Origin of the sequence: Pseudomonas laurylsulfativorans (assembly GCF_002906155.1) — a bacterium.
In the GTDB taxonomy this organism is placed as follows: domain Bacteria; phylum Pseudomonadota; class Gammaproteobacteria; order Pseudomonadales; family Pseudomonadaceae; genus Aquipseudomonas; species Aquipseudomonas laurylsulfativorans.
In genome coordinates this window covers 168,984-189,781 of the sequence record NZ_MUJK01000003.1, presented here as the reverse complement: position 1 = coordinate 189,781, position 20,798 = coordinate 168,984, and the positions used below count along the sequence as shown (strand labels likewise).

20 protein-coding genes are annotated in these 20,798 nt (G+C 61.7%); 4 read left to right on the top strand and 16 right to left on the bottom strand.

All coding sequences use genetic code 11. The features are described 5' to 3' along the window. Window positions 1-140: 140 nt before the first annotated feature. Window positions 141-3,611, top strand: coding sequence for a hybrid sensor histidine kinase/response regulator (locus B0D71_RS11200; RefSeq protein ID WP_103394829.1), 3,471 nt, complete (start codon window positions 141-143; stop codon window positions 3,609-3,611). 68 nt (window positions 3,612-3,679) lie between these two features. Here the strand turns inward: B0D71_RS11200 and B0D71_RS11195 are convergent, their stop codons facing one another. Both B0D71_RS11195 and B0D71_RS11190 read right to left on the bottom strand, forming a co-directional pair. Further along, complete coding sequence (locus B0D71_RS11195) at window positions 3,680-5,044, bottom strand: DNA recombination protein RmuC (RefSeq protein WP_165798718.1); 1,365 nt, start codon at window positions 5,042-5,044, stop codon at window positions 3,680-3,682. A 175-nt stretch (window positions 5,045-5,219) separates the two neighbouring features. Then, complete coding sequence (locus tag B0D71_RS11190; RefSeq protein ID WP_103394827.1) at window positions 5,220-5,543, bottom strand: SEL1-like repeat protein; 324 nt, start codon at window positions 5,541-5,543, stop codon at window positions 5,220-5,222. Window positions 5,544-6,549: 1,006 nt separating this feature from the next. Between B0D71_RS11190 and B0D71_RS11180 the strand changes: the two genes are divergently transcribed. The 3 genes from B0D71_RS11180 to B0D71_RS11170 all read left to right on the top strand — a co-directional run bounded on the left by B0D71_RS11180 (window position 6,550) and on the right by B0D71_RS11170 (window position 8,949). After that, window positions 6,550-6,774, top strand: coding sequence for a hypothetical protein (locus B0D71_RS11180; protein ID WP_008051046.1), 225 nt, complete (start codon window positions 6,550-6,552; stop codon window positions 6,772-6,774). A 274-nt stretch (window positions 6,775-7,048) separates the two neighbouring features. After that, window positions 7,049-7,531, top strand: a complete 483-nt coding sequence (locus B0D71_RS11175; RefSeq protein ID WP_007984504.1) for a hypothetical protein — start codon at window positions 7,049-7,051, stop codon at window positions 7,529-7,531. A 146-nt stretch (window positions 7,532-7,677) separates the two neighbouring features. Beyond that, the gene (locus B0D71_RS11170; RefSeq protein ID WP_103394826.1) at window positions 7,678-8,949 is read left to right on the top strand and encodes an OmpP1/FadL family transporter; all 1,272 of its coding nucleotides are present in this window, start codon (window positions 7,678-7,680) and stop codon (window positions 8,947-8,949) included. 191 nt (window positions 8,950-9,140) lie between these two features. On the opposite strand, the gene B0D71_RS11165 is transcribed toward B0D71_RS11170, so the two are convergent. The 14 genes from B0D71_RS11165 to cobO form a co-directional block, all read right to left on the bottom strand. Next, window positions 9,141-9,707, bottom strand: coding sequence for a glutathione peroxidase (locus B0D71_RS11165; protein ID WP_103394825.1), 567 nt, complete (start codon window positions 9,705-9,707; stop codon window positions 9,141-9,143). Window positions 9,708-9,777: 70 nt separating this feature from the next. Then, window positions 9,778-9,900: a hypothetical protein gene (locus B0D71_RS32085; protein WP_276310355.1), complete on the bottom strand. Its 123-nt coding sequence runs from the start codon at window positions 9,898-9,900 to the stop codon at window positions 9,778-9,780. Then, entirely contained in the window at window positions 9,897-11,105 is a 1,209-nt protein-coding gene (locus B0D71_RS11160) for an MFS transporter (RefSeq protein WP_103394824.1), read from the bottom strand. The genes B0D71_RS32085 and B0D71_RS11160 overlap by 4 nt, the downstream gene beginning before the upstream one ends. 52 nt (window positions 11,106-11,157) lie before the next feature. Continuing rightward, window positions 11,158-11,562, bottom strand: a complete 405-nt coding sequence (locus tag B0D71_RS11155; RefSeq protein ID WP_103394823.1) for a MarR family winged helix-turn-helix transcriptional regulator — start codon at window positions 11,560-11,562, stop codon at window positions 11,158-11,160. A gap of 173 nt (window positions 11,563-11,735) precedes the next feature. Further along, on the bottom strand, window positions 11,736-12,467 hold the full coding sequence (locus B0D71_RS11150) for an adenosylcobinamide-GDP ribazoletransferase (protein ID WP_103394822.1): 732 nt from the start codon (window positions 12,465-12,467) through the stop codon (window positions 11,736-11,738). A gap of 2 nt (window positions 12,468-12,469) precedes the next feature. Beyond that, window positions 12,470-13,045, bottom strand: a complete 576-nt coding sequence (gene cobC, locus B0D71_RS11145; RefSeq protein WP_103394821.1) for an alpha-ribazole phosphatase family protein — start codon at window positions 13,043-13,045, stop codon at window positions 12,470-12,472. Then, window positions 13,042-14,097 carry a nicotinate-nucleotide--dimethylbenzimidazole phosphoribosyltransferase gene (gene cobT, locus B0D71_RS11140; RefSeq protein WP_103394820.1) on the bottom strand — a complete coding sequence of 352 codons (1,056 nt, stop codon included), beginning with the start codon at window positions 14,095-14,097 and terminating at the stop codon, window positions 13,042-13,044. Before cobT ends, cobC begins: the two co-directional genes overlap by 4 nt. Then, window positions 14,094-14,615 carry a bifunctional adenosylcobinamide kinase/adenosylcobinamide-phosphate guanylyltransferase gene (gene cobU / locus B0D71_RS11135; protein ID WP_103394819.1) on the bottom strand — a complete coding sequence of 174 codons (522 nt, stop codon included), beginning with the start codon at window positions 14,613-14,615 and terminating at the stop codon, window positions 14,094-14,096. Before cobU ends, cobT begins: the two co-directional genes overlap by 4 nt. A 129-nt stretch (window positions 14,616-14,744) precedes the next feature. Further along, window positions 14,745-16,196, bottom strand: coding sequence for a cobyric acid synthase (locus tag B0D71_RS11130; RefSeq protein ID WP_103394818.1), 1,452 nt, complete (start codon window positions 16,194-16,196; stop codon window positions 14,745-14,747). Beyond that, window positions 16,193-17,185, bottom strand: coding sequence for a threonine-phosphate decarboxylase CobD (gene cobD, locus B0D71_RS11125; RefSeq protein ID WP_103394817.1), 993 nt, complete (start codon window positions 17,183-17,185; stop codon window positions 16,193-16,195). The genes B0D71_RS11130 and cobD overlap by 4 nt, the downstream gene beginning before the upstream one ends. Next, entirely contained in the window at window positions 17,178-18,086 is a 909-nt protein-coding gene (gene cbiB, locus B0D71_RS11120) for an adenosylcobinamide-phosphate synthase CbiB (RefSeq protein ID WP_103394816.1), read from the bottom strand. Before cbiB ends, cobD begins: the two co-directional genes overlap by 8 nt. Next, a complete protein-coding gene (bluB, locus tag B0D71_RS11115) occupies window positions 18,083-18,733 on the bottom strand; it encodes a 5,6-dimethylbenzimidazole synthase (protein WP_103394815.1) in 651 nt (216 codons plus the stop codon). Before bluB ends, cbiB begins: the two co-directional genes overlap by 4 nt. Then, window positions 18,730-20,100 carry a cobyrinic acid a,c-diamide synthase CobB gene (locus B0D71_RS11110; RefSeq protein WP_103394814.1) on the bottom strand — a complete coding sequence of 457 codons (1,371 nt, stop codon included), beginning with the start codon at window positions 20,098-20,100 and terminating at the stop codon, window positions 18,730-18,732. The genes bluB and B0D71_RS11110 overlap by 4 nt, the downstream gene beginning before the upstream one ends. A gap of 10 nt (window positions 20,101-20,110) precedes the next feature. Further along, window positions 20,111-20,722, bottom strand: a complete 612-nt coding sequence (gene cobO, locus B0D71_RS11105) for a cob(I)yrinic acid a,c-diamide adenosyltransferase (protein ID WP_103394813.1) — start codon at window positions 20,720-20,722, stop codon at window positions 20,111-20,113. Window positions 20,723-20,798 lie beyond the last annotated feature (76 nt).

Sequence of the window (20,798 nt, the reverse complement as noted above, 5' to 3'; positions counted from 1 at the left end):
TCAACACTGAAGATCTACCAGACATCAAACCTGCGACACCCCGCCACGCCACGACCTTGGTCGACACTGACTAACGCTGGCGGTCGTGCGAGACTGTCTGTCCGGGCGGGAGGCTCGGATGTCTTTTGTCTGGAGTCCCCATGTCGCTGTCCACCGGGCTGATCGCCGCCGTCGCCCTGGCCTATATGGCCATCATGTTCGCCATCGCCTTCTATGGCGACCGTCGCAGTGCGCCCTTGCCGCCGCGAGTGCGGGCCTGGGTGTACAGCCTGTCGCTGGCGGTCTATTGCACCAGCTGGACCTTCTTCGGTGCCGTGGGCCAGGCCGCCGAACAGCTCTGGTCGTTCCTGCCGATTTACCTCGGGCCAATCCTGTTGCTGGTCGGCGCGCCATGGGTCCTGCAAAAAATGGTGATGATCAGCAAACAGGAGAACATCACCTCCATCGCCGACTTCATCGCTGCACGCTACGGCAAATCCCAGTCACTGGCGGTGGTGGTGGCGCTGATTTGCCTGGTCGGTGTGTTGCCCTACATCGCGCTGCAGCTCAAAGGCATTGTGCTCGGCGTGAACCTGCTGATCGGCGCCGGTGCCGACGCCATGGGCACCCGCGCCCAGGACACCGCACTGATTGTGTCGCTGGTGCTGGCGCTGTTCACCATCGTCTTCGGTACCCGCAACCTCGACGCCACGGAGCACCACCGCGGCATGGTGTTGGCGATTGCCTTCGAATCGCTGGTCAAACTGTTTGCGTTTCTGGCCGTCGGCGCCTTTGTGACCTACGGCCTGTACGACGGTTTCGACGACCTGTTCGACCAGGCCATGCTTGCGCCGCGGCTCGAACAGTACTGGAAGGAAACCATCAACTGGCCGTCGATGGTGGTGCAGACCGGTGTGGCAATGATGGCGATCATTTGCTTGCCGCGACAATTCCACGTGACTGTTGTCGAGAACATCGATCCCCAGGATCTGCGCCTGGCCAAGTGGGTTTTCCCGGCCTACCTCGCCCTCGCGGCACTGTTTGTCGTGCCGATCGCCCTGGCCGGCCAGATGTTGTTGCCCAGCTCGGTGTTGCCCGACTCGTTTGTCATCAGCCTGCCCCTGGCCCAGGCGCACCCGGCGTTGGCCTTGCTAGCGTTTATCGGGGGCGCTTCGGCGGCCACCGGCATGGTGATCGTGGCCAGTGTGGCGCTGTCGACCATGGTGTCCAACGACATGCTGTTGCCCTGGCTGCTGCGTCGCAACAACGCCGAACGCCCGTTCGAAGTGTTCCGTCAGTGGATGTTGTCGGTGCGACGCGTCAGCATCGTGGTCATTCTGCTGCTGGCCTATGTCAGTTATCGCCTGCTGGGCTCGACCGCCAGCCTGGCGACCATCGGCCAGATCGCCTTCGCTGCCGTGACCCAACTGGCCCCCGCCATGCTCGGTGCACTGTATTGGAAACAGGCCAACCGCCGCGGCGTTTTCGCAGGCCTCGCCGCAGGCACGTTCCTATGGTTCTACACCTTGATCCTGCCGATTGCCGCCCTCAGCCTCGGCCTGTCCTTGAGCACATTCCCGGGCCTGGCCTGGCTGCACAGCAATCCACTGAACCTGCCGATCACCCCTCTGACCCAAGGCGTGGTGCTGTCGCTGGCAGGCAACTTCACGTTGTTCGCCTGGGTCTCGGTGCTGTCGCGCACCCGGGTTTCCGAGCACTGGCAGGCGGGCCGCTTCATCGGCCAGGAAATCAGTGCCCGCCCCAGCGCACGTTCGATGCTGGCAGTGCAGATCGACGACCTGCTGCAACTGGCGGCGCGCTTTGTCGGCGAAGAACGCGCCCGTCAAAGCTTCATCCGTTTTGCTTATCGCCAAGGCAAAGGCTTCAACCCGAACCAGAACGCCGACAGCGAATGGATTGCCCATACCGAACGCTTGCTGGCCGGTGTGCTCGGGGCCTCTTCGACCCGCGCAGTGGTAAAAGCCGCCATTGAAGGCCGGGAGATGCAATTGGAGGACGTTGTGCGCATCGCCGACGAAGCCTCGGAGGTGCTGCAGTTCAACCGTGCCTTGCTGCAAGGCGCCATCGAGAACATCACCCAGGGCATCAGCGTGGTCGACCAGTCGCTGAAACTGGTGGCCTGGAACCGTCGCTATCTGGATTTGTTCAACTACCCGGATGGCCTGATCAGGGTCGGCCGGCCCATCGCCGACATCATTCGCCACAATGCCGAGCGCGGTCTGTGCGGTCCCGGCGAAGCCGAAGTTCACGTCGCACGTCGCCTGCACTGGATGCGCCAGGGCCGCGCGCACACGTCCGAACGACTGTTCCCCAATGGCCGGGTGATCGAGCTGATCGGCAACCCGATGCCTGGCGGTGGCTTCGTCATGAGCTTCACCGACATCACCGCGTTCCGCGAAGCCGAGCAGGCGCTGACCGAGGCCAACGAAGGCCTGGAGCAACGGGTCGCCGAACGCACCCACGAATTGTCGCAGCTCAACGTCGCCCTGACCGAAGCCAAGGGCACCGCCGAGTCGGCCAACCAGTCCAAGACCCGTTTCCTCGCGGCCGTCAGCCATGACCTGATGCAGCCACTGAATGCGGCGCGACTGTTCTCCGCCGCCCTCTCCCATCAGGGCGATAGTCTGACTGGCGAGGCGCAGAAACTGGTCGAGCACCTGGACAGCTCGCTACGCTCGGCCGAGGACTTGATTAGCGACCTGCTGGATATTTCCCGCCTGGAGAACGGCAAGATCAACCCGAATCGCCAGCCGTTCGCGCTCAACGAACTGTTCGACACCCTCGGCAACGAGTTCAAGGCGCTGGCGCGAGAACAAAAACTGGAGTTCCGCGTACGCGGCAGCGCGCTGCGGGTCGACAGCGACATCAAATTGCTGCGGCGGATTCTGCAGAACTTCCTGACCAACGCTTTCCGCTACGGTAAAGGGCCGGTGCTGCTGGGGGTTCGCCGGCACAAGGAACAACTGAGCCTGGAAGTCTGGGACCGTGGGCCGGGTATTCCAGAAGATAAACAGCAGGTGATTTTCGAAGAGTTCAAGCGACTCGATAGCCACCAGACACGGGCCGAAAAAGGCCTCGGCCTGGGCCTGGCTATTGCCGACGGACTTTGTCGCGTGCTCGGTCATACCCTGCGCGTACGCTCCTGGCCGGGGCGCGGCAGCGTGTTCAGCGTCAGCGTGCCGCTGGCCCGGACGCAGACCGCTGCGCCAGTCAACGTCGCCGAACTCAATGGCAAATTGCTCAATGGCGCGCAGGTGCTGTGTATCGACAACGAGGACAGCATTCTGATCGGCATGAACAGCCTGCTCAGCCGCTGGGGTTGCCAGGTCTGGACCGCGCGCAATCGCGAGGAATGCGCCGCGTTGCTGGACGAAGGCGTGCGTCCGCAATTGGCGCTGGTGGATTACCACCTCGATCATGGCGAGACCGGCACCGATTTGATGGCCTGGTTGCGCACCCAAATGGGCGAGCCGGTTCCAGGGGTAGTCATCAGCGCCGATGGCCGGCCGGAGACGGTCGACCTGGTGCACGCTGCGGGGCTGGACTACTTGGCCAAACCGGTGAAACCGGCGGCGTTGCGGGCGTTGTTGAGCCGGTACATACCGTTGTAGCGCGGCAACTCAAATCCCTGTGGCGAGGGGGCAAGCCCCCTCGCCACAGGGTCCACGCTCGCCCGGGACTACTCCGGCAACTCTACCAGCCCATCGACATCGGTCATCGCCCGCTCCAGCAAGTCCGCCGGCAGGCTCTTGCTCGCCCGCGCGCCCAGCAGCTTGAGTTGTTCACTGCGACTGACCAGGTTGCCACGTCCCTCTGTCAGCTTGTTGCGTGCCGAACTGTAGGCCTTGTCCAGTTGCTGCAGGCGATTGCCGACCTCGTCCAGATCCTGAATGAACAGCACGAACTTGTCATACAGCCACCCGGCCCGCTCGGCGATTTCCCGGGCATTCTGGCTCTGGCGCTCCTGCTTCCACAGGCTGTCGATGACGCGCAGGGTCGCCAACAACGTGGTGGGGCTGACGATCACTATGTTGCGGTCGAATGCCTCCTGAAACAGCGTCGGCTCAGCCTGCAACGCGGCAGAAAACGCTGCCTCGATCGGCACGAAGAGCAACACGAAATCCAGGCTGTGCAAACCATCGAGGCGCTTGTAATCCTTGCCCGCCAGGCCTTTGACGTGATTTCGCAAGGACAGCACGTGCTGCTTGATGGCGATCTGGCCGATGGCCTCGTCCTCAGCCGCCACGTACTGCTGATAGGCCGTCAGGCTGACCTTGGAATCGACCACCACCTGCTTGTCGCCCGGCAGATAAATGATCACGTCCGGCTGGAAGCGCTCGCCATCGGGTCCCTTGAGATTGACCTGTGTCTGGTACTCGCGGCCCTTCTCCAGCCCCGCATGCTCAAGCACACGCTCAAGAATCAGTTCACCCCAATTGCCCTGGGTCTTCTGCCCTTTCAAAGCGCGGGTCAGGTTGGTCGCTTCATCGCTCAAGCGCAAATTCAACTGTTGCAGGCGCTCCAGCTCCTTGGCCAGGGAGAAACGCTCGCGAGCCTCGTTCTGATAGCTTTCCTCGACTCGTTTTTCGAAGGACTGGATGCGCTCCTTGAGAGGATCGAGCAACTGCCCCAGGCGCTGCTGACTGGTTTCGGCAAAACGCTGTTCGCGCTCATCGAAAATTTTCCCCGCCAGCTCGGCAAATTGCGCGCGCAACTCGTCCCGCGAACCTTGCAGGTCGTTGAGGCGCTGCTGATGGCTGTCCTGTTGCTCGCGCAATTCGGCGTTGAGCGACGCAGCCTGGGCATCCAGGCGACGCAATTCGGCTTCTTTGCCGGCGCGTTCGATATTCCAGGCATGGGCGGCGTCCCGGGCGTCGTCGCGCTCGATCTGCAGCAGTTCGACCTCACGACGCAGCGCAGCCAGATCAGCCTGTTTCGCGGCGTTGGCCTGGGTCAGGTCACCGATTTCGTCGCGGCTGGATTCGAGCTGTGCATTCAATCCGTCCTGCGCCAGTTGAGCCGTGGCCAGGCGCTCTTGCAGCAGTGCAACGTCTGCCTGCGTGGTGCTGGCCCGACGCTGGAGTTGCCAGGCCAATACCAGCAACGGCAACGCAGCCGCTGCCAGACCCAGCAATACGCTGGTCAAGTCCATTGCCATAGCCACTCCTGCCATTCGGATAAAGCCTGAAGGTTAACCAAGGCGTCCGGTCTTGGACAGCTCAGTCTTCGATCAGCCCCAGTTCCTGTTGAGCGCGCAAATCACCTGCCCGGGCGGCCTGACGCAGCAGGTCCTGGCCGATCCGGCGGTCCCGCGCATTCCCGCATTCGCGGCACATCAACTGGCCAAGGCGGCTTTGTGCAGCCACCACGCCCTCACGGGCCGGCTGCTTGAGCAGGCGTCCGGCGATGTGTTTGACGTTACGGTTTTCACCCAGATGCGGGCTGTCCAACAGCCATTCCGCCACGCGCATGGAAAAGCGCTTGGTAGGTGCAGCAGAAGGTGGCGTGGAGGTAGAGGAAACGGGGGCTGAGCGAAACTTCATAAAGCACTGTGGGGCAGATCGGAAGGCGCGCAACTTTACTCTCTTTTTCCTACAGGTAAAGCTGAAAATATCCCGGCACGCCCGTCCTAGAGCAAGCGCTCGGGACAATCCACAGAAGCTGTGGATAACTCAGTGGACAACCGCCCCTGAACTCGCTCAAAGCCCTGTGGAATGGGGCTCGCAGTCAAACTGACGATTTTTTCACCAGTAAAAAAAAGCGATGTTTTTCATTGACTTAAATTTTGGTTACAGGCAGCCATTGCGCTTGAACATGAGATGACAGCGGGGTGACAGGCCGCGCAACTAATGTGCACAAGTGCCTTTGCAACGGTTATATCGATGCACTTTTTCGGCGCTTTTTTTGGGAGTGCCTGGGGATAAGCCTGGGCAAACCCGGTGTCTAGACGGCTGCCCGGCTACAAACTTCGATAACCGGTGGTCGGATTTTGCCCGGATACAGGGCGTATCAAACCCGGGCAACGCAAATTTATGCACACCTCTAAGGGCAAAACTGCCCGATCAGGCACCTGCCGGGAATTTCTTTTCGCTAACACACTTCCCTTGGCCAGTTCAATCCGTTACTATCCGCGGCGTTAGTACCAAGCTGAAAGTCAATTCTGGTCGAACAAATCCCCCCGGTCAGCCTTCCCAACGGAAGCCTCCACCGAACAAGCGGGATCGACCACCTCGATGGTTTCCAGGTAAATCTTGCGCCGACACAACCTTTGAATCGAAAGCAAAGGGTGTTGCTCCGCCTGCTTGCTCTGCTCGAACCAACCTGCAAATTGATCAGGATCTTCACCCCGGGCCCAGAACCTTTGCCCTCGATGTGTTGCCTGCCCTCCTAAGTACCTACCTGCCAGCCCAAGCGCGCCAACTTATCAGCGCTTCAAACTGGCTGCTTTGTTCCAGTCGGGTTCTTCGTTCGATCAATGGTGATCGACGTTACTGGAACGTTTTAACGTTGCACGGTTCTTATCCGTGTCATTTGTAGGAACACCCAATAATGTCTACTCAAATCCAGACTCAGGATGCCATTCGCACCCTAACCAACGCTTTTGCTCCAATGAACTGCCTGATCATGGCCGCTCGCAAAGGCTGCTTCAGCTTCACCTTGGTCAACGAACACGGCATCGCTCGTCACAGCGAACGCCTGTACCCCGATCAATACTCCAGCGCCGAGCCGCTGCAGGCCGTGATCGAGCGCACCCGTCAGGCACTGGTTGCCTGAAACGCCAGAAAGGCTGAAAAACCAAAAGCCCTGCCCGAAAAGCGGGGCTTTTTATTGCCCGATGTTTCCCTTCCCTCGAATCACGACTAAGCACGATCCGATATAACGGTTATAACTGGCCGCCGGAAATATTTTAAAAACAGGCCTTTACAGCGCGAATATGACACTACACTTCAACTCAAGCGGCTTGACCCGCTTGCGGCGAGCCTGAGCCGATTCACAGCTGCCAAGCCCCCCCTTCAGGTCGCCGTCCAATTCAGGTTTCGAGGGTTATATGGGTATCGCTGCCAGCGAACTGTGCCGCTACGTGATTCGTCCGACATTGATCTACCTCGGACGCCATAGCGCTACTGCCGAATCCCTGCTGCTGGGCATTGCCGCCAGCCAGTCAGCCCTTGGTTCCGCCCTGCATGACCGCCGTGGGCACGGCCTGTACCGCATCGCCGAGCCCCGTCACCAGGCCCTTTGGGACCATTACCTGGCCCTTGATCCAGAGCGTGCAAGCCTGGTCCGCGGCCTGGCCAGCCAGCATGCGTTTCTGAGTGGCCCGCATCTCGAATTGACCGTCAACCTGCGTTACGCCACAGCCATCGCCTGGCTGTTGGTGGAAGAACAGAACACCCCCCTCCCCGCCCCTGATGATTTGTTGGGCATGGCCAGAATCTGGCGCCAGACCTTTCAGCCCCAGGGACGCCTGCGTGATTTCACTTGCGCCTGGCAAACCTGTGTTTCACCTCTGAATCAGGTAGCCTGCTGACACTTGTGGATCCAAACATCGCGTAACACGTCGCGATTCTGGTCGGATTGTCCTACAAAACCGCTCTAAATCAAGGCATACAGCCTATGGCGCCGGGGCGAAAATGTTGGTAATTTTCGCCCCGGTGATCACCAGGAGTTCTAATAATGAAAAAAGTAATGCTCAAAACCACCCTTAGCCTCGCCGTTGCCATGGCATCCACCCAGATTTTCGCAAGTGGCTTTGCCATCAACGAACAAAGCATCAGCGGGATGGGTACAGGTTTTGCCGGGCGATCTTCCGCTGCCGATGACGCAAGCACCATTTTTGGCAACCCTGCCGGCATGTCGCGCATCAAGCGCGAACAAGTCACCGGCGGTGTTGCGATGCTCGACGCACACACTGACATCAGCCACGCAAGCTCCAGCCCGAATAGCGGCAGCAACGACGGCGACATGGTTCCGTTCATCGCCGTACCCATGGGCTACTACGTCAAGCCAATCGACGACAAGTGGGCCTTCGGTGTGGGCGTATATGCACCGTTCGGCCTGGTAACCGACTACGAAAACAACTTTGCCGGCCGCTACTTCGGCAGCAAGAGCGAAGTTAAAATCGTCACCCTGCAACCGACTGTCAGCTACGCCTTCAACGACAAGGTGTCCATCGGTTTCGGCCCGACCATCAACCGCATCGACGGCACCCTGGAATCGAACCTGTCGATCACCCAGTCCCAGCCCGATGGCAAGGTCAAGATCAAGGGTGACGACACCGCGCTGGGCTACAACATCGGCGTGCTCGTTCAAGCCACCGACAGCACCCGCGTCGGCCTGACCTATCACTCGAAAGTGAAGTACAAGCTCGAAGGCGACACCAAGGTCAACTACGGTGTGCTGGGCCTGATCGGCCAGAGCGCAAGCCAGAAGTACGATGCTTCGCTGGACCTGACCACGCCTGAGTCGGTGGACTTCTCGGTCACTCACCAGCTCGACGACAAGTGGACTCTTTACGCAGGCAGCACCTGGACCCGCTGGAGCCGCCTGAAAGAAATCACCGTTGAAAACAAGGGCGTTCCGGCCATCCTGAACGGCCAGTTCGGCACCATCACCGAAGAACAGAACTGGCACGACACCTGGGCTCACGCCATCGGCGCGTCCTACCAGTTGAACAAGCAATGGGTACTGCGTACTGGTCTGTCCATTGACCAGGCACCGACCAACAACGTTGACCGTTCCCCACGCATCCCGACCGGCGATCGCAAGATTTTCAGCGTGGGTGCCGGCTGGAGCCCGACCGACGACCTGACCATCGACCTGGCGTATTCGTACCTGCGCGAAGAGTCGGTCAAGGTCGACAACAGCAACGACCGTGGCCAGAACTACAACGCCAAGTATGAAAACTACGCGAACGGTTTCGGTCTCGGCGCGACCTACCGTTTCTAATGATTCCCGGCGAGCCTGAACCGCTCGCCACCCGAATCAAAAAAGCCCCGCATTCCTCTCGGAAGCGGGGCTTTTTTTGTGGGAGCAGCCGGTCGACGCTCGAATGCTCGCGATGGACGCGAACGATGACTCGTACTGACTGGATGAACGAGGCGCCTTGAGATTTTCGCGAGCAAGCCCGCTCCCACAGGTCAGGGGGTCGAAACGAGCGGTGGCGAAGCCAGGGCTTTTTCTATCGCAGCAATGAACTCGGGATCATCCGGCTTGGTCAGGCTGGAGAAATTGGCGATCACCTTGCCTTGGCGGTCCACCACATACTTGTAGAAATTCCACTTGGGCGCGCTGGTTTGACTGGCGAGGACCTTGAACAAATGCGTCGCATCGTCGCCACGAACCTTTTGCGGTTCAGTCATGGTGAAGGTCACGCCATAGTTGGCATAGCAGACCTTCGCAGTCTCAGCGCTGTCCTTGGACTCCTGCTTGAAGTCGTTGGACGGCACACCCAGTATTTCCAGCCCTTGCCCCTTGTAGCGCTGATTGAGCGCCTCAAGGCCCTCGAACTGCGGGGCGAAGCCGCAGAAGCTCGCGGTGTTGACCACCACCAACGGTTTGCCGGCGTACCGCTGACACAGGTCGATGGACTCCTTGGCCCGCAACTTCGGCAGCGAGCCCTGCAGCACCTCCGGACAATCAGTGGCCCACGCCATTCCGGACAACGCCATCAGCAACGCGGGAACAGCACACCAACGCTTGAGCATCTCGAGCATCCTTGAGCAATCGTCAAAATTCGACGTTACTCGCCATCCCCGCACGCTAGCAAGCCTGCTACTAGCAAATGCTCATGCCCAACTGCAAAAGAGACAGCCCGCCCTGATGCCAGCCCCACCACACCACGGCGAGCAGCAAGGCGCAGACGGCAAAAATCGTGATGCGTGGCCAAAGGCGGTTCATGTTGCACTCATTTGTGTTTGCAGGCGCGCCACCGGCCGTTCACGCACTGGCCAGTTCAGGGCGGCGGCCAACAGGCTCAAGAGAATCGCGACCTGCCAGATCAAGTCATAGCTGCCGGTACGGTCGTACACCACGCCACCCAGCCAGCCGCCCAGGAACGAACCGAGCTGGTGAAACAGGAAAACAATCCCACCGAGCATGGACAGGTTTCGCACACCAAACATGGTCGCCACGGTACCGTTGGTCAGCGGCACCGTCGACAGCCACAAAAAGCCCATGGCCATGCCGAACAGGTATGCCGTGGTGGTAGTCACCGGCGCCCACAGGAACAACGCAATGACCACCGCCCGCAACAAGTACAGGCCGGTGAGCAAACGCGGCTTGGACATGCGCCCGCCGAGCCATCCTGCCGTGTAGGTACCGAAAATATTGAACAGGCCGATCAGCGCCAGCACCGTGGTGCCGACCGTCGCCGGGAGATGCTGGTCCACCAGATAGGCCGGCAGGTGCACACCGATGAACACCACCTGGAATCCGCACACAAAAAAGCCGAACGCCAGCAGCCAGAATCCGGAGTGGGAGCAGGCTTCACGCAGCGCTTCACCAAGGGTTTGTTCGTGACCCAGGACGGGCAGCGGCTTGTCTTTGAGCATGCTCACCAGCGGCACGATCAGCGCTACCAGCAAGCCCAGCGCCAACAGCGCGGCGGACCAGCCAAGCCATCCGATCAGACCGAGCGTGCCGGGCAACATCGCGAATTGGCCGAACGAACCGGCAGCACTGGCGATCCCCATGCCCATGCTGCGTTTGTCCGGCGGCACCGCGCGCCCGACCACCCCCAGAATCACCGAGAACGACGTACCGGACAGTCCGATACCGATCAACAGGCCAGCGCTCAGGGACAGGGTCACCGCCGAGTCAGAGAGCCCCATGCAGATCAGTCCGGCTGCGTACAGGACGCCACCGATCAGCACCACTTTCGCCGCGCCGAAGCGGTCGGCCAGCGCGCCGGTAAATGGCTGGGCGAGTCCCCAGATCAGGTTTTGCAAGGCGATGGCGAAGGCAAAGACTTCACGACCCCAGCCGAACTCGGCGCTCATCGGCGCCAGAAACAGCCCGAAGCCATGTCGAACCCCCAGAGACAACGCAAGGATCAGCGCACTCCCCAACAGAACCCAGCCGCACGTACGCCACATCGATGTCATTGTTGTTCTCCGGTAGCGGGTATATACCCGCTTATAATCGGAAAAACCGGCGTCACGCCAGTTCGTCCAGCAGCTTCAATAAAATTTCGCGCTTCTCGACACCCAGGCGATCGATCAAGCGTTGCTGTGCGGCTTCCCAGGCCGGCAAGGCAGCCTTCAAGCGCTGCGCCCCGGCCTCGGTCAGCAAGACGATGCGATTACGCATGTCCTCACCCTCGACCAGTGTCACCAGGCCTTCCCCCTCCAGCACCCGCAAATTGCGCCCCAGGGTGCTGCGATCCAGGCCCATGGCCTCGGCCAGGGTCGAGATGCTCGGTTGATCCAGACGCTGCAGATTGCACAGCAAAGAATACTGCGCAACGTTGATCCCGAAGCCGTCGAGAGCGCCGTCGTAATGCCTGCTGACGCCACGGGCGGCGCGACGCAGGTTGATGCATAAACATTGGGAATCGAGCATGGTGCGTGTATATACCCGCGAGTCGGTTAAATCAAGTGACATGGGTTTTGTTCAGTGATTGAGCGGTGTCCTGTAGATCGCCATCGCGAGCAAGCTCGCTTCCACAGTTGATCGCATTCCAATGTGGGAGCGGGCTTGCCCGCGAAGAGGCCGGAACATTCAACACAACCCGATCAGGCCAGCGCCAAGCCTACCAGCACTGCAACTTCCAGCAACTCCAGCATCGCGCCCGCCGTATCCCCCGTCGTGCCGCCCAGGCGCCGCAGCATCAGCTGGCGCAGCCAGACAAACCCCAGCGCCGCCAACACTACCGCCAACACACCACTCAAACCGGCGATCAACACACAGGCCAGCGCACTGACCGCCAACACCTGCCTGCCTGCCGAACGCGGAAGATGATCAGCCAATGCCTGACCCAGGCCACCGGCACGCACATAGGGTGTAGTCAGGAACAAGCCGAGCAAGGCGCTGCGACCAATCAACGGCACGATAATCAAGGCCAGCGAGTGCTGTTGCTCGATCAGCGCCAGCAGCGCGGTGAATTTAAGCAACAACACCAGCACCAGCGTCACCACCGCGATCGGCCCGCTGCGCGGGTCTTTCATGATGGTCAGCGTGCGCTCACGATCGCCAAAACCGCCAAGCCAGGCATCGGCGCTGTCGGCCAGGCCATCGAGATGCAACCCGCCGCTGAGCAGTACCCAAACAGTCAGCAGTAGCGCCGCGTGCAGCAACGTCGGCGTGCCCAGCAGCAACCAGTTGAATGCCCACAGAATCGCGCCAAACAGCAATCCCACCAGCGGATAAAACAGCAGTGACTGCCCCAGTTCCCGGGGCTCAGGCATGCCGGGCAGGCGAATCGGCAGGCTGCTGAGAAATTGCAGGGCGATCCAGAATGGCAGCATGGTCAGAGCACTTCCTTCAACAAGCCCGCAGGCTCCAGCGTCAGCGAAAACAGTGCGCCATGCCCGACCTCAACGTTGAGCAGTTGTTCACGCGGCAGCCCACGCGCCTGGGCCAGCAACAGACGCATCACACCGCCGTGGCTGATCAGCAGAACGCGCTCACCGGAACAGGTCGCGTGCAACCGCTCCAGCGCGGCCAGCACCCGCGCCGAAAAGTCTGCAACCGGCTCACCCTGAGGCGGCGTGAACGAATAAGGATCGGCCCAGAATAAACCCAGGGCCTGTGCGTCGGTTTCCATCAGCGCCGCCGCGCTCTGCCCTTCCCAGGCGCCGAAATGCAACTCTTGCAGGTCTTTTTCCAGTTGCACCGGCACGCCCGATTGCGCACCGAGCTCCTCGGCAAACCGCGCACAACGCTGCAAGGGTGAACTGACCAGCCGGTCCCACGGCCCTTGCCCGACCACGGCGGCGCGCATCTGCGCCCAGCCCTTGTCGGTCAAAGCATCATCGATGCTGCCGCGCAGGCCACCGCCAAGTTCGGTTTCACCGTGACGCAACAGATCCAGGCGCAAGGTCATGCCGGACGATCTGCCACGGCGGCTTCGGCGAAGGTCGCCATCTGCCCGTGCAGGTCGCACGCCAGGCGCAGCAGCGGTACTGCCATTGCCGCGCCACTGCCTTCGCCCAAGCGCAGGCCGAGATCGAGCAACGGCTGCGCACTCAGGGTTTCCAGCACATGGCGATGCCCTGGCTCCGCGCCACGATGGCCGAACAACAGCCACTGACGGCACTCAGGATTCAAGCGCACCGCGACCAACGCCGCAACGCTGCAAATGAAGCCGTCCACCAGCACCGCGACACCCTCCTGGGCACAGGCAAGATAGGCACCGACCAGCGCGGCGATCTCGAAACCGCCGAGGTTGAACAACGTCTGCAAGGCATCGCCACGCTGCGCGCCATGCAATACCAGGGCACGCTCGATCACCCGGGCTTTATGGCTGACACCTTCGGCGTTGAGCCCGGTGCCAGGCCCGGTCAAATGAACCACCGGGCAATCGAGCAGCGCACAGGCCAGGGCGCTAGCGGCGGTGGTATTACCGATGCCCATTTCGCCACCGATAAACAACTGCACGCCGCTGGCCATTGCCCGCTGCACGCTGTCACGGCCGGCCTGCAAGGCGAGTTGCCCCTGGGCCTCGGTCATGGCCGGTCCCCGGACAAAATTCGCCGTGCCCGGGCCGACGTTCAGGTGCCGCACGCCCGGCAGGTTCAGCGAAGGCGTTACCGTGCCGAGGTCCACCACCTCAAGGGAAGCGCCCAATTGCCGCGCCAGTACGCTGATCGCGGCACCACCGCTGACGAAGTTGTGCAGCATCTGCCCGGTCACTTCCTGGGGAAACGCCGACACACCCTCGGCGACCACACCATGGTCGCCGGCAAAAATCGCGATCCACACCTGTTCCAGACTCGGCTTGACCCGCCCCTGCAAACCCGCCAGTTGCACCGCCACCGACTCCAGCTGGCCGAGGGAACCGGCCGGCTTGGTCAGTTGCTGTTGCCGCGCCTGCGCCTGTTCGACCGCTTGGGTATCGACCGGCTTGCAGGGGTTCAGCCACCAGGATTGAGTCATAACGCAGTTCCTTTCAGGGTCAGGGGCAGGCCGGCGACGGTCAGGACGACACGCTGACAACGCTCAGCCAGAGCTTGATGCAGCCAACCGGCTTCATCGACATAGCGGCGAGTCAATTCGCCCAGCGGCACGACACCCATTCCGGTCTCGTTGCTGACAAAAATGATTTCACCCGGCAGCGACGCCAGGCAGTCCAGCAGCGCATCTCGCTCGGTTTGCAAGCGCTCGGCATCGTCGAGCATCAGCAGATTGGTCAGCCACAGGGTCAGGCAATCCACCAGCAGGCAGCTATCGGCCCGGGCGGATTCGCGCAGCACCCGGGCCAGTTCCACCGGTTCTTCGATCAATGCCCATTCGGCAGGGCGACGGGCTCGGTGATGGGCCACCCGCTCGCTCATCTCTCCGTCCAGTGGCTGGCTGGTGGCGATGTAGGTCACGGCCAGGGCGCTGTCGATGGCGAGTTTTTCAGCCAGGCGACTCTTGCCGGAGCGGGCACCGCCGAGGATCAGTTGGAGCATTGCTTATTCCTTAAAATCTTCGGTGAGGCGGCTTAAGCCATCGCGAGCAAGCTCGCTCCTACAGGGGATTTGTGCTGCCCACAATTTTGTGGGACCGGGCTTGCCCGCGATGAGGCCATGGCAGGCGCCTCAAATCCCACAGAGCTGCCGCAACAGCCCGGTATCCAGATGCTTCTCTACCAGATCCGCCAGCCGCTCGATATCACGCTCGCGCAAGGCGTGGTAATCCACGGCCTGCACATCCTGCAACCCGGCCCAACGCAGCAGTGCGCTGCACGCCGCCGGTGATTCGAACAACCCGTGCAGGTAGGTGCCAAAAATCTGCCCGTCAGCACTTTGCGCACCATCACAGCGCCCGTCATCCAGATGCACGGCGGCCTGTTCCAGGGCCGGTCCGGTGGTTACGCCGGCATGAATCTCATAACCCGCAACAGGCGCATCTTCCAGCGCCAGGTGACCACGCACATTGCGCAACTGCTTCTCTTGTTCGAGCAGTGTCTGGAACGCCAGCAGCCCCAAACCGGCGCTGGAACCCGGTGCACCTTCAAGGCCCAGCGGATCATGCACTTGCTCACCGAGCATCTGCAGGCCGCCACAAATCCCCAGCAGTTTTCCGCCGTAACGCAGATGCCGGGCGATAGCGGTTTCCCAACCATTGGCCCGCAGATACGCGAGGTCACTGCGCACGCTTTTCGAGCCGGGAAGAATGATCAGGTCGGCGGGCGGGATCGCTTGGCCTGGGCCGATGAATTGCAGGTCCACTTGCGGATGCAGGCGCAGCGGATCGAAATCGGTGTGATTGCTGATGCGCGGCAGCACCGGCACTACCACTCTGAGTACCTGATCGGCTTTATCGGTCTGGCGTTGATCGATGCCGTCCTCGGCCTCCAGGTGCAGGTCCATCACGTACGGCAACACGCCAATCACCGGTTTGCCGGTGCGCTCTTCGAGCCAGTCGAGACCGGGTTGCAGCAACGCGATGTCGCCCCGGAAACGATTGATGACGAAGCCTTTGACCCGCGCCTGTTCGCTCGGCGAGAGCAGCTCCAATGTACCGACCAAATGCGCGAAAACCCCGCCGCGATTGATATCGGCGATCAGCAGCACCGGGCAATCCACCGCCTCGGCAAACCCCATGTTGGCGATGTCGCCGGCCCGCAGATTGATTTCCGCCGGCGAGCCTGCACCCTCGACCATCACCAGTGGATATGTCGCGCTCAAGCGTTCGTGGGAGGCCAGCACCGCTTGCATGGCGATGGTTTTGTAGTCGTGATAGGCGACGGCGTTCATGGTGGTGACAGCGCGGCCATGGATGATCACCTGGGCACCGGTATCACTGTTGGGCTTGAGCAGCACCGGATTCATGTCGGTGTGCGGTTCGAGGTGCGCCGCCTGGGCCTGTACCGCCTGGGCGCGGCCGATCTCGCCACCGTCGGCGGTCACCGCGCTGTTGAGCGCCATGTTCTGTGGTTTGAACGGCACCACCCTTGTGCCCTGACGCATGGCCCAACGGCACAACGCGGTCACCAGCGTGCTTTTACCGGCATCCGATGTGGTGCCCTGCACCATCAGCGTGGTCATTGGTTTTCCTTGGTGAAATCTTCGAACGCCTGCGCCAGTCGCACCCAGGCGATCTCGTCGCCGGGCAGACCGAATCGCAGGCTGCTGTTGTGCGTGAACAACCGCAGGAGAATGCCGCGCCGGGCCATGAATTCATGCAGCTCTTCGGCGCGCTCGGTGATCAGCCACTGGAACAGCGCGCAACCGCCCTGCGGCTGGAACCCGTGTAGCTCCAGCAACGATGCCAGGCGCTCGCTGGCCGCCTCAGTGCGCAGCCGTTGCCGCGTCTGCCCCTGCGCATCGCGCAGGCAGGCCTGGCCAACTACCCGGGTTGCCCCGCTCACAGCCCACGGTCCGACTTGTTCAGCCAGCAACTTGAGCAACTTTCGCTCGGCCAGCACAAACCCCAGGCGCACACCGGCCAGGCCAAAAAACTTGCCGAAGGAGCGCAAGACGATCAACCCGACTTGATGGGCAAACGGCGCCAGGCTCAGTTGCGGCGTGTTATCCATGAACGCTTCGTCCACCACCAGCCAGCCGCCGCGCTGGGCCAGCCGCGCGTGCCAGTCGAGCAGGCGACCGGGCGTCAGGCTCAAGCCTGTGGGGTTATTCGGATTGACCACCACCAGCACGTCGAGATTGTCGATAAAGAAGTCGACTTCGTGCTCCAGTACTTCACGCACAATGTAGCCGTTGCGGCGCCACGCTTCGGCGTGCTCGGCGTAACACGGCGACAACACACCCACCTTGCCCGCCCGACGCAATCGCGGCAGCAACTGGATCGCCATTTGCGAGCCGGCCACCGGCAATGCCTGCAAGGTGCCGTAGTAATCACAGGCCGCTTGCTCCAGACCGTCGTCCGCTTCCGGCAAACGGGCCCAGGCCCGTAGCGGAATATCCGGCACCGGAAACGGCCAGGGCGCAAGGCCCGTCGACAAGTCCAGCCAGTCAGCTTCATCTATGCCGTATTCGAGCGCGGCCTTGCGCAATCGTCCACCGTGCTCAAGCATAAAACTCGGCCCCTATGCAGAGAATCAGCAGCCATAACCATACCCCGCGCTGGACCAGTTGCCAGCCCCGCTCAATGGAGTCGGCATCCGCCGGCACGCCTTCGCCCAACTGCGGGCGCTGATGCAGTTCGCCGTGATAAATCGCCGCCCCGCCCAACTCGACGCCCAGGGCACCCGCCCCTGCCGCCATTACCGGGCCGGCGTTCGGGCTGTCCCAGGTCGGGCCCTGGGTGCGCCAGCATTTCAGCGCCAGCCGGGTTTTACCCAGCAACGCGTAGGTCAGTGCTACCAGGCGCGCGGGAATGTAATTGAGCACGTCGTCGATCTTCGCCGCCGCCCAGCCAAACCGTTCGAAGCGCTCATTGCGATAGCCCCACATTGCATCCAGCGTGTTGCTCAGGCGATAGAGCACCACGCCCGGCGCACCGGCCACGGCAAACCAGAACAACGCGGCGAACACCGCGTCACTGCCATTTTCCAGAACCGACTCGGTGGCGGCACGGGCGACTTCGGTTTCATCCAGATCGCTGGTTTTACGACTGACCAGATAACTCACGCGTTTGCGTGCTTCATCAAGATCATCGCCGCGCAAGGCCTTGGCCACAGGCGTGACATGTTCACCGAGGCTGCGCATGCCGAGGGCGCAATAGAGCGCGAGAATCTCGACGATCCAGCCGACGTAAGGCGCCCAGGAAAATGCCGTGGCCAACAGCACCAGCGGCATCACGGCGATCACCCACGCGGTGACGCCATGGCTGCGCCAGCCGCGACCGCCGCCATTGAAGCGTTGCTCGATGCGGTCGGCAAAACGGCCGAACGCCACCAGCGGATGCCAGCGTTTGGGTTCGCCCAGCAGCGCATCCAGCGCAACCGCGGCGACACTCAACAACGCCACACTCATTGACTCACTCCCCAATAATTTTCATACAGCAATTGATGTAGCGGGCGCGCCTGCGCCCAGCCTTCGAGCACCAGCATCGGCGCCGGATAAAATTCTTTGACAGGCCCCAGGCACAGCACCGCGAGCGGTTTGGCGCCTGGTGGCAACCTCAACAGATCGGCCAGGGCTTGCGGCTCGAACAGCGACACCCAGCCCATGCCCAGCCCTTCGGCGCGGGACGCCAGCCACAAGTTCTGGATCGCACACGACAGTGAGGCCATGTCCATTTCCGGCAAGGTGCGGCGGCCGAAGATATGCTGCTCGCGATCGTCCATCAGTGCGGCGACCAGTACCTCGGCGCAATCGTTGATGCCTTCGACCTTGAGCTTCATGAACTCATCGCTGCGCTCGCCGAGGGCTTCGGCGGTGCGGATACGTTCCTCTTCCACCAGGGCCTGGATTTGCCCGCGCAAGGCGCGATCACTGATGCGGATGAAGCGCCAGGGCTGCATCAGGCCGACGCTGGGCGCCTGATGTGCGGCCTCGAGCAGGCGCCGCAGCAATTCGGGTTCGACCGTACCGCCGCTGAAGTGGCGCATGTCGCGGCGTTCGGCGATGGCGCGATAGACCGCTGCGCGTTCGGCTTCGGAGAATGCGTTGTCGCTCATGGCCTCTTCGCGAGCAGGCTCGCTCCCACAGGAGTCAGGTGATCCATTATGGAAGCGATGACGGCCTCAAGGTCCGGCGCAAACAGCGCGGCAATCGCCGAGGGGTTCGACGGAAAATAAAAATGCACGTAAGAGGCAGTCATCCGCCCTTCACGGTAAACCGCCTCCGCTCCGCGCCCGCCATTCGGGCTCAAGCCCCGGGCAATCGGCTCCAGCTCAGTGGTCGTCAGCGAATGGTGATAGGTGTGCCCACGCAGCGAACCTTCCGGCAGTTCCACCGCTTGCAACGCCAGCGCCGCCAGACGTTTTTGCATGACCGCATCACCGGCCAGCAAGCCAACCAGTTCGGCGCGCGTGCCCTCGACATCGGTCAGGGAATCGAGCAGATACAGCATGCCGCCACACTCGGCAAGCAAGGGTTTGCCTGCCCGGTGGTGGGCGCGGATCGCATCGAGCATCGCAGTGTTTTGCGCCAGCGCAACATGGTGCAGTTCTGGGTAACCACCCGGCAGATACAGGCTGTCCGCCTCCGGCAATGCACGGTCGCGGATCGGCGAGAAAAACGACAACTCGGCGCCCATCGCCCGCAGCAAATCCAGGCTCGCGCCGTAGGTGAACGCAAAAGCTTCATCACGGGCCACAGCAATGCGCACACCGGCCAGCAACGGCTCGGCAACGATGACATCAGGGGCGGCGAACTCGACTGCCGGCGGCAGCGCGACCTGGCAACTGCTGGCAAGGGCATCGGCCGCTGCATCGAGGCGCACATCGAGATCGTTCAACTCGCTTGCCTGCACCAGGCCAAGGTGTCGACTCGGCAATTCAATCCCGGTTTCCCGGGACAGCGCGCCGTACCAGCGCAACCCTTCCGTCAGGCTGCCTTCGAGCAATTGCGCGTGACGCAGCGTGCCGACACGGTTGGCCAACACCCCGGCGAACGGCAAGTCCGGCTGATAACGCGCCAGCCCCAAGGCGAGTGCGCCAAAGGTCTGGGCCATGGCAGTGCCATCGATCACACCCAGCACCGGCACACCAAAATGCCGCGCCAGATCGGCGCTCGACGGCGTACCGTCGAACAGCCCCATGACGCCCTCGATCAGGATCAGGTCGGCTTCAGCGGCGGCTTCCCACAGCAACCGTCGACTCTCCTGCTCGCCGACCATCCACATGTCCAGCTGATACACCGGCGCACCGCTGGCGCGTTCGAGGATCATCGGATCGAGAAAGTCCGGGCCGCACTTGAACACGCGAACCTTGCGTCCCTGATTGCGATGCAATCGGGCCAGCGCCGCGGTGACGGTGGTCTTGCCCTGGCCGGAGGCCGGCGCGGCAATCAGTACGGCTGGGCATTGACGAGGGTTATTCATAAAATGCGACTCACAGCTCGACGCCTTTCTGCGCCTTGATACCGGCCTGGAAGGCGTGTTTGATCACGCCCATTTCGGTGACGGTGTCGGCCATCTCGATCATTTCCGGCTTGGCGGCACGACCGGTGACCACCACGTGTTGCATCGGTGGCCGGGCCTGCAAGTCGCTGAGCACCTGATCGAGATCGAGGTAGCCGTGCTTGAGGGCGATGTTCAGCTCATCCAGCACCACCAGACCGATGGAAGGATCGCGCAGCAGTTCCTGCGACACCGCCCAGGCGGCTTCGGCGGCGGCAATGTCGCGCTGACGGTCCTGGGTTTCCCAGGTAAAACCTTCGCCCATCACATGAAAGCGCACCTGCTCGGGAAAGCGTCGGAAGAACAACTCCTCCCCCGTGCTGTTGCGGCCCTTGATGAACTGCACCACGCCGCATTGCATGCCGTGCCCCATGGCGCGAGCAAGCATGCCGAACGCCGAACTGCTCTTGCCCTTGCCGTTACCGGTCAGTACCAGCAACAGGCCACACTCGTTCGGGGAATTGGCGATGCGTTCGTCAATCACCGCTTTTTTGCGCTGCATGCGCGCCAGGTGGCGTTCGTCACGATCGGGGGTATCAGTCATGGGGGAGCTCTCCGTTGAGGCAGGAATAACGGCGGGCAGGCACAAGAATAGAAGGCAACAAGCCTGGCATCGCCCA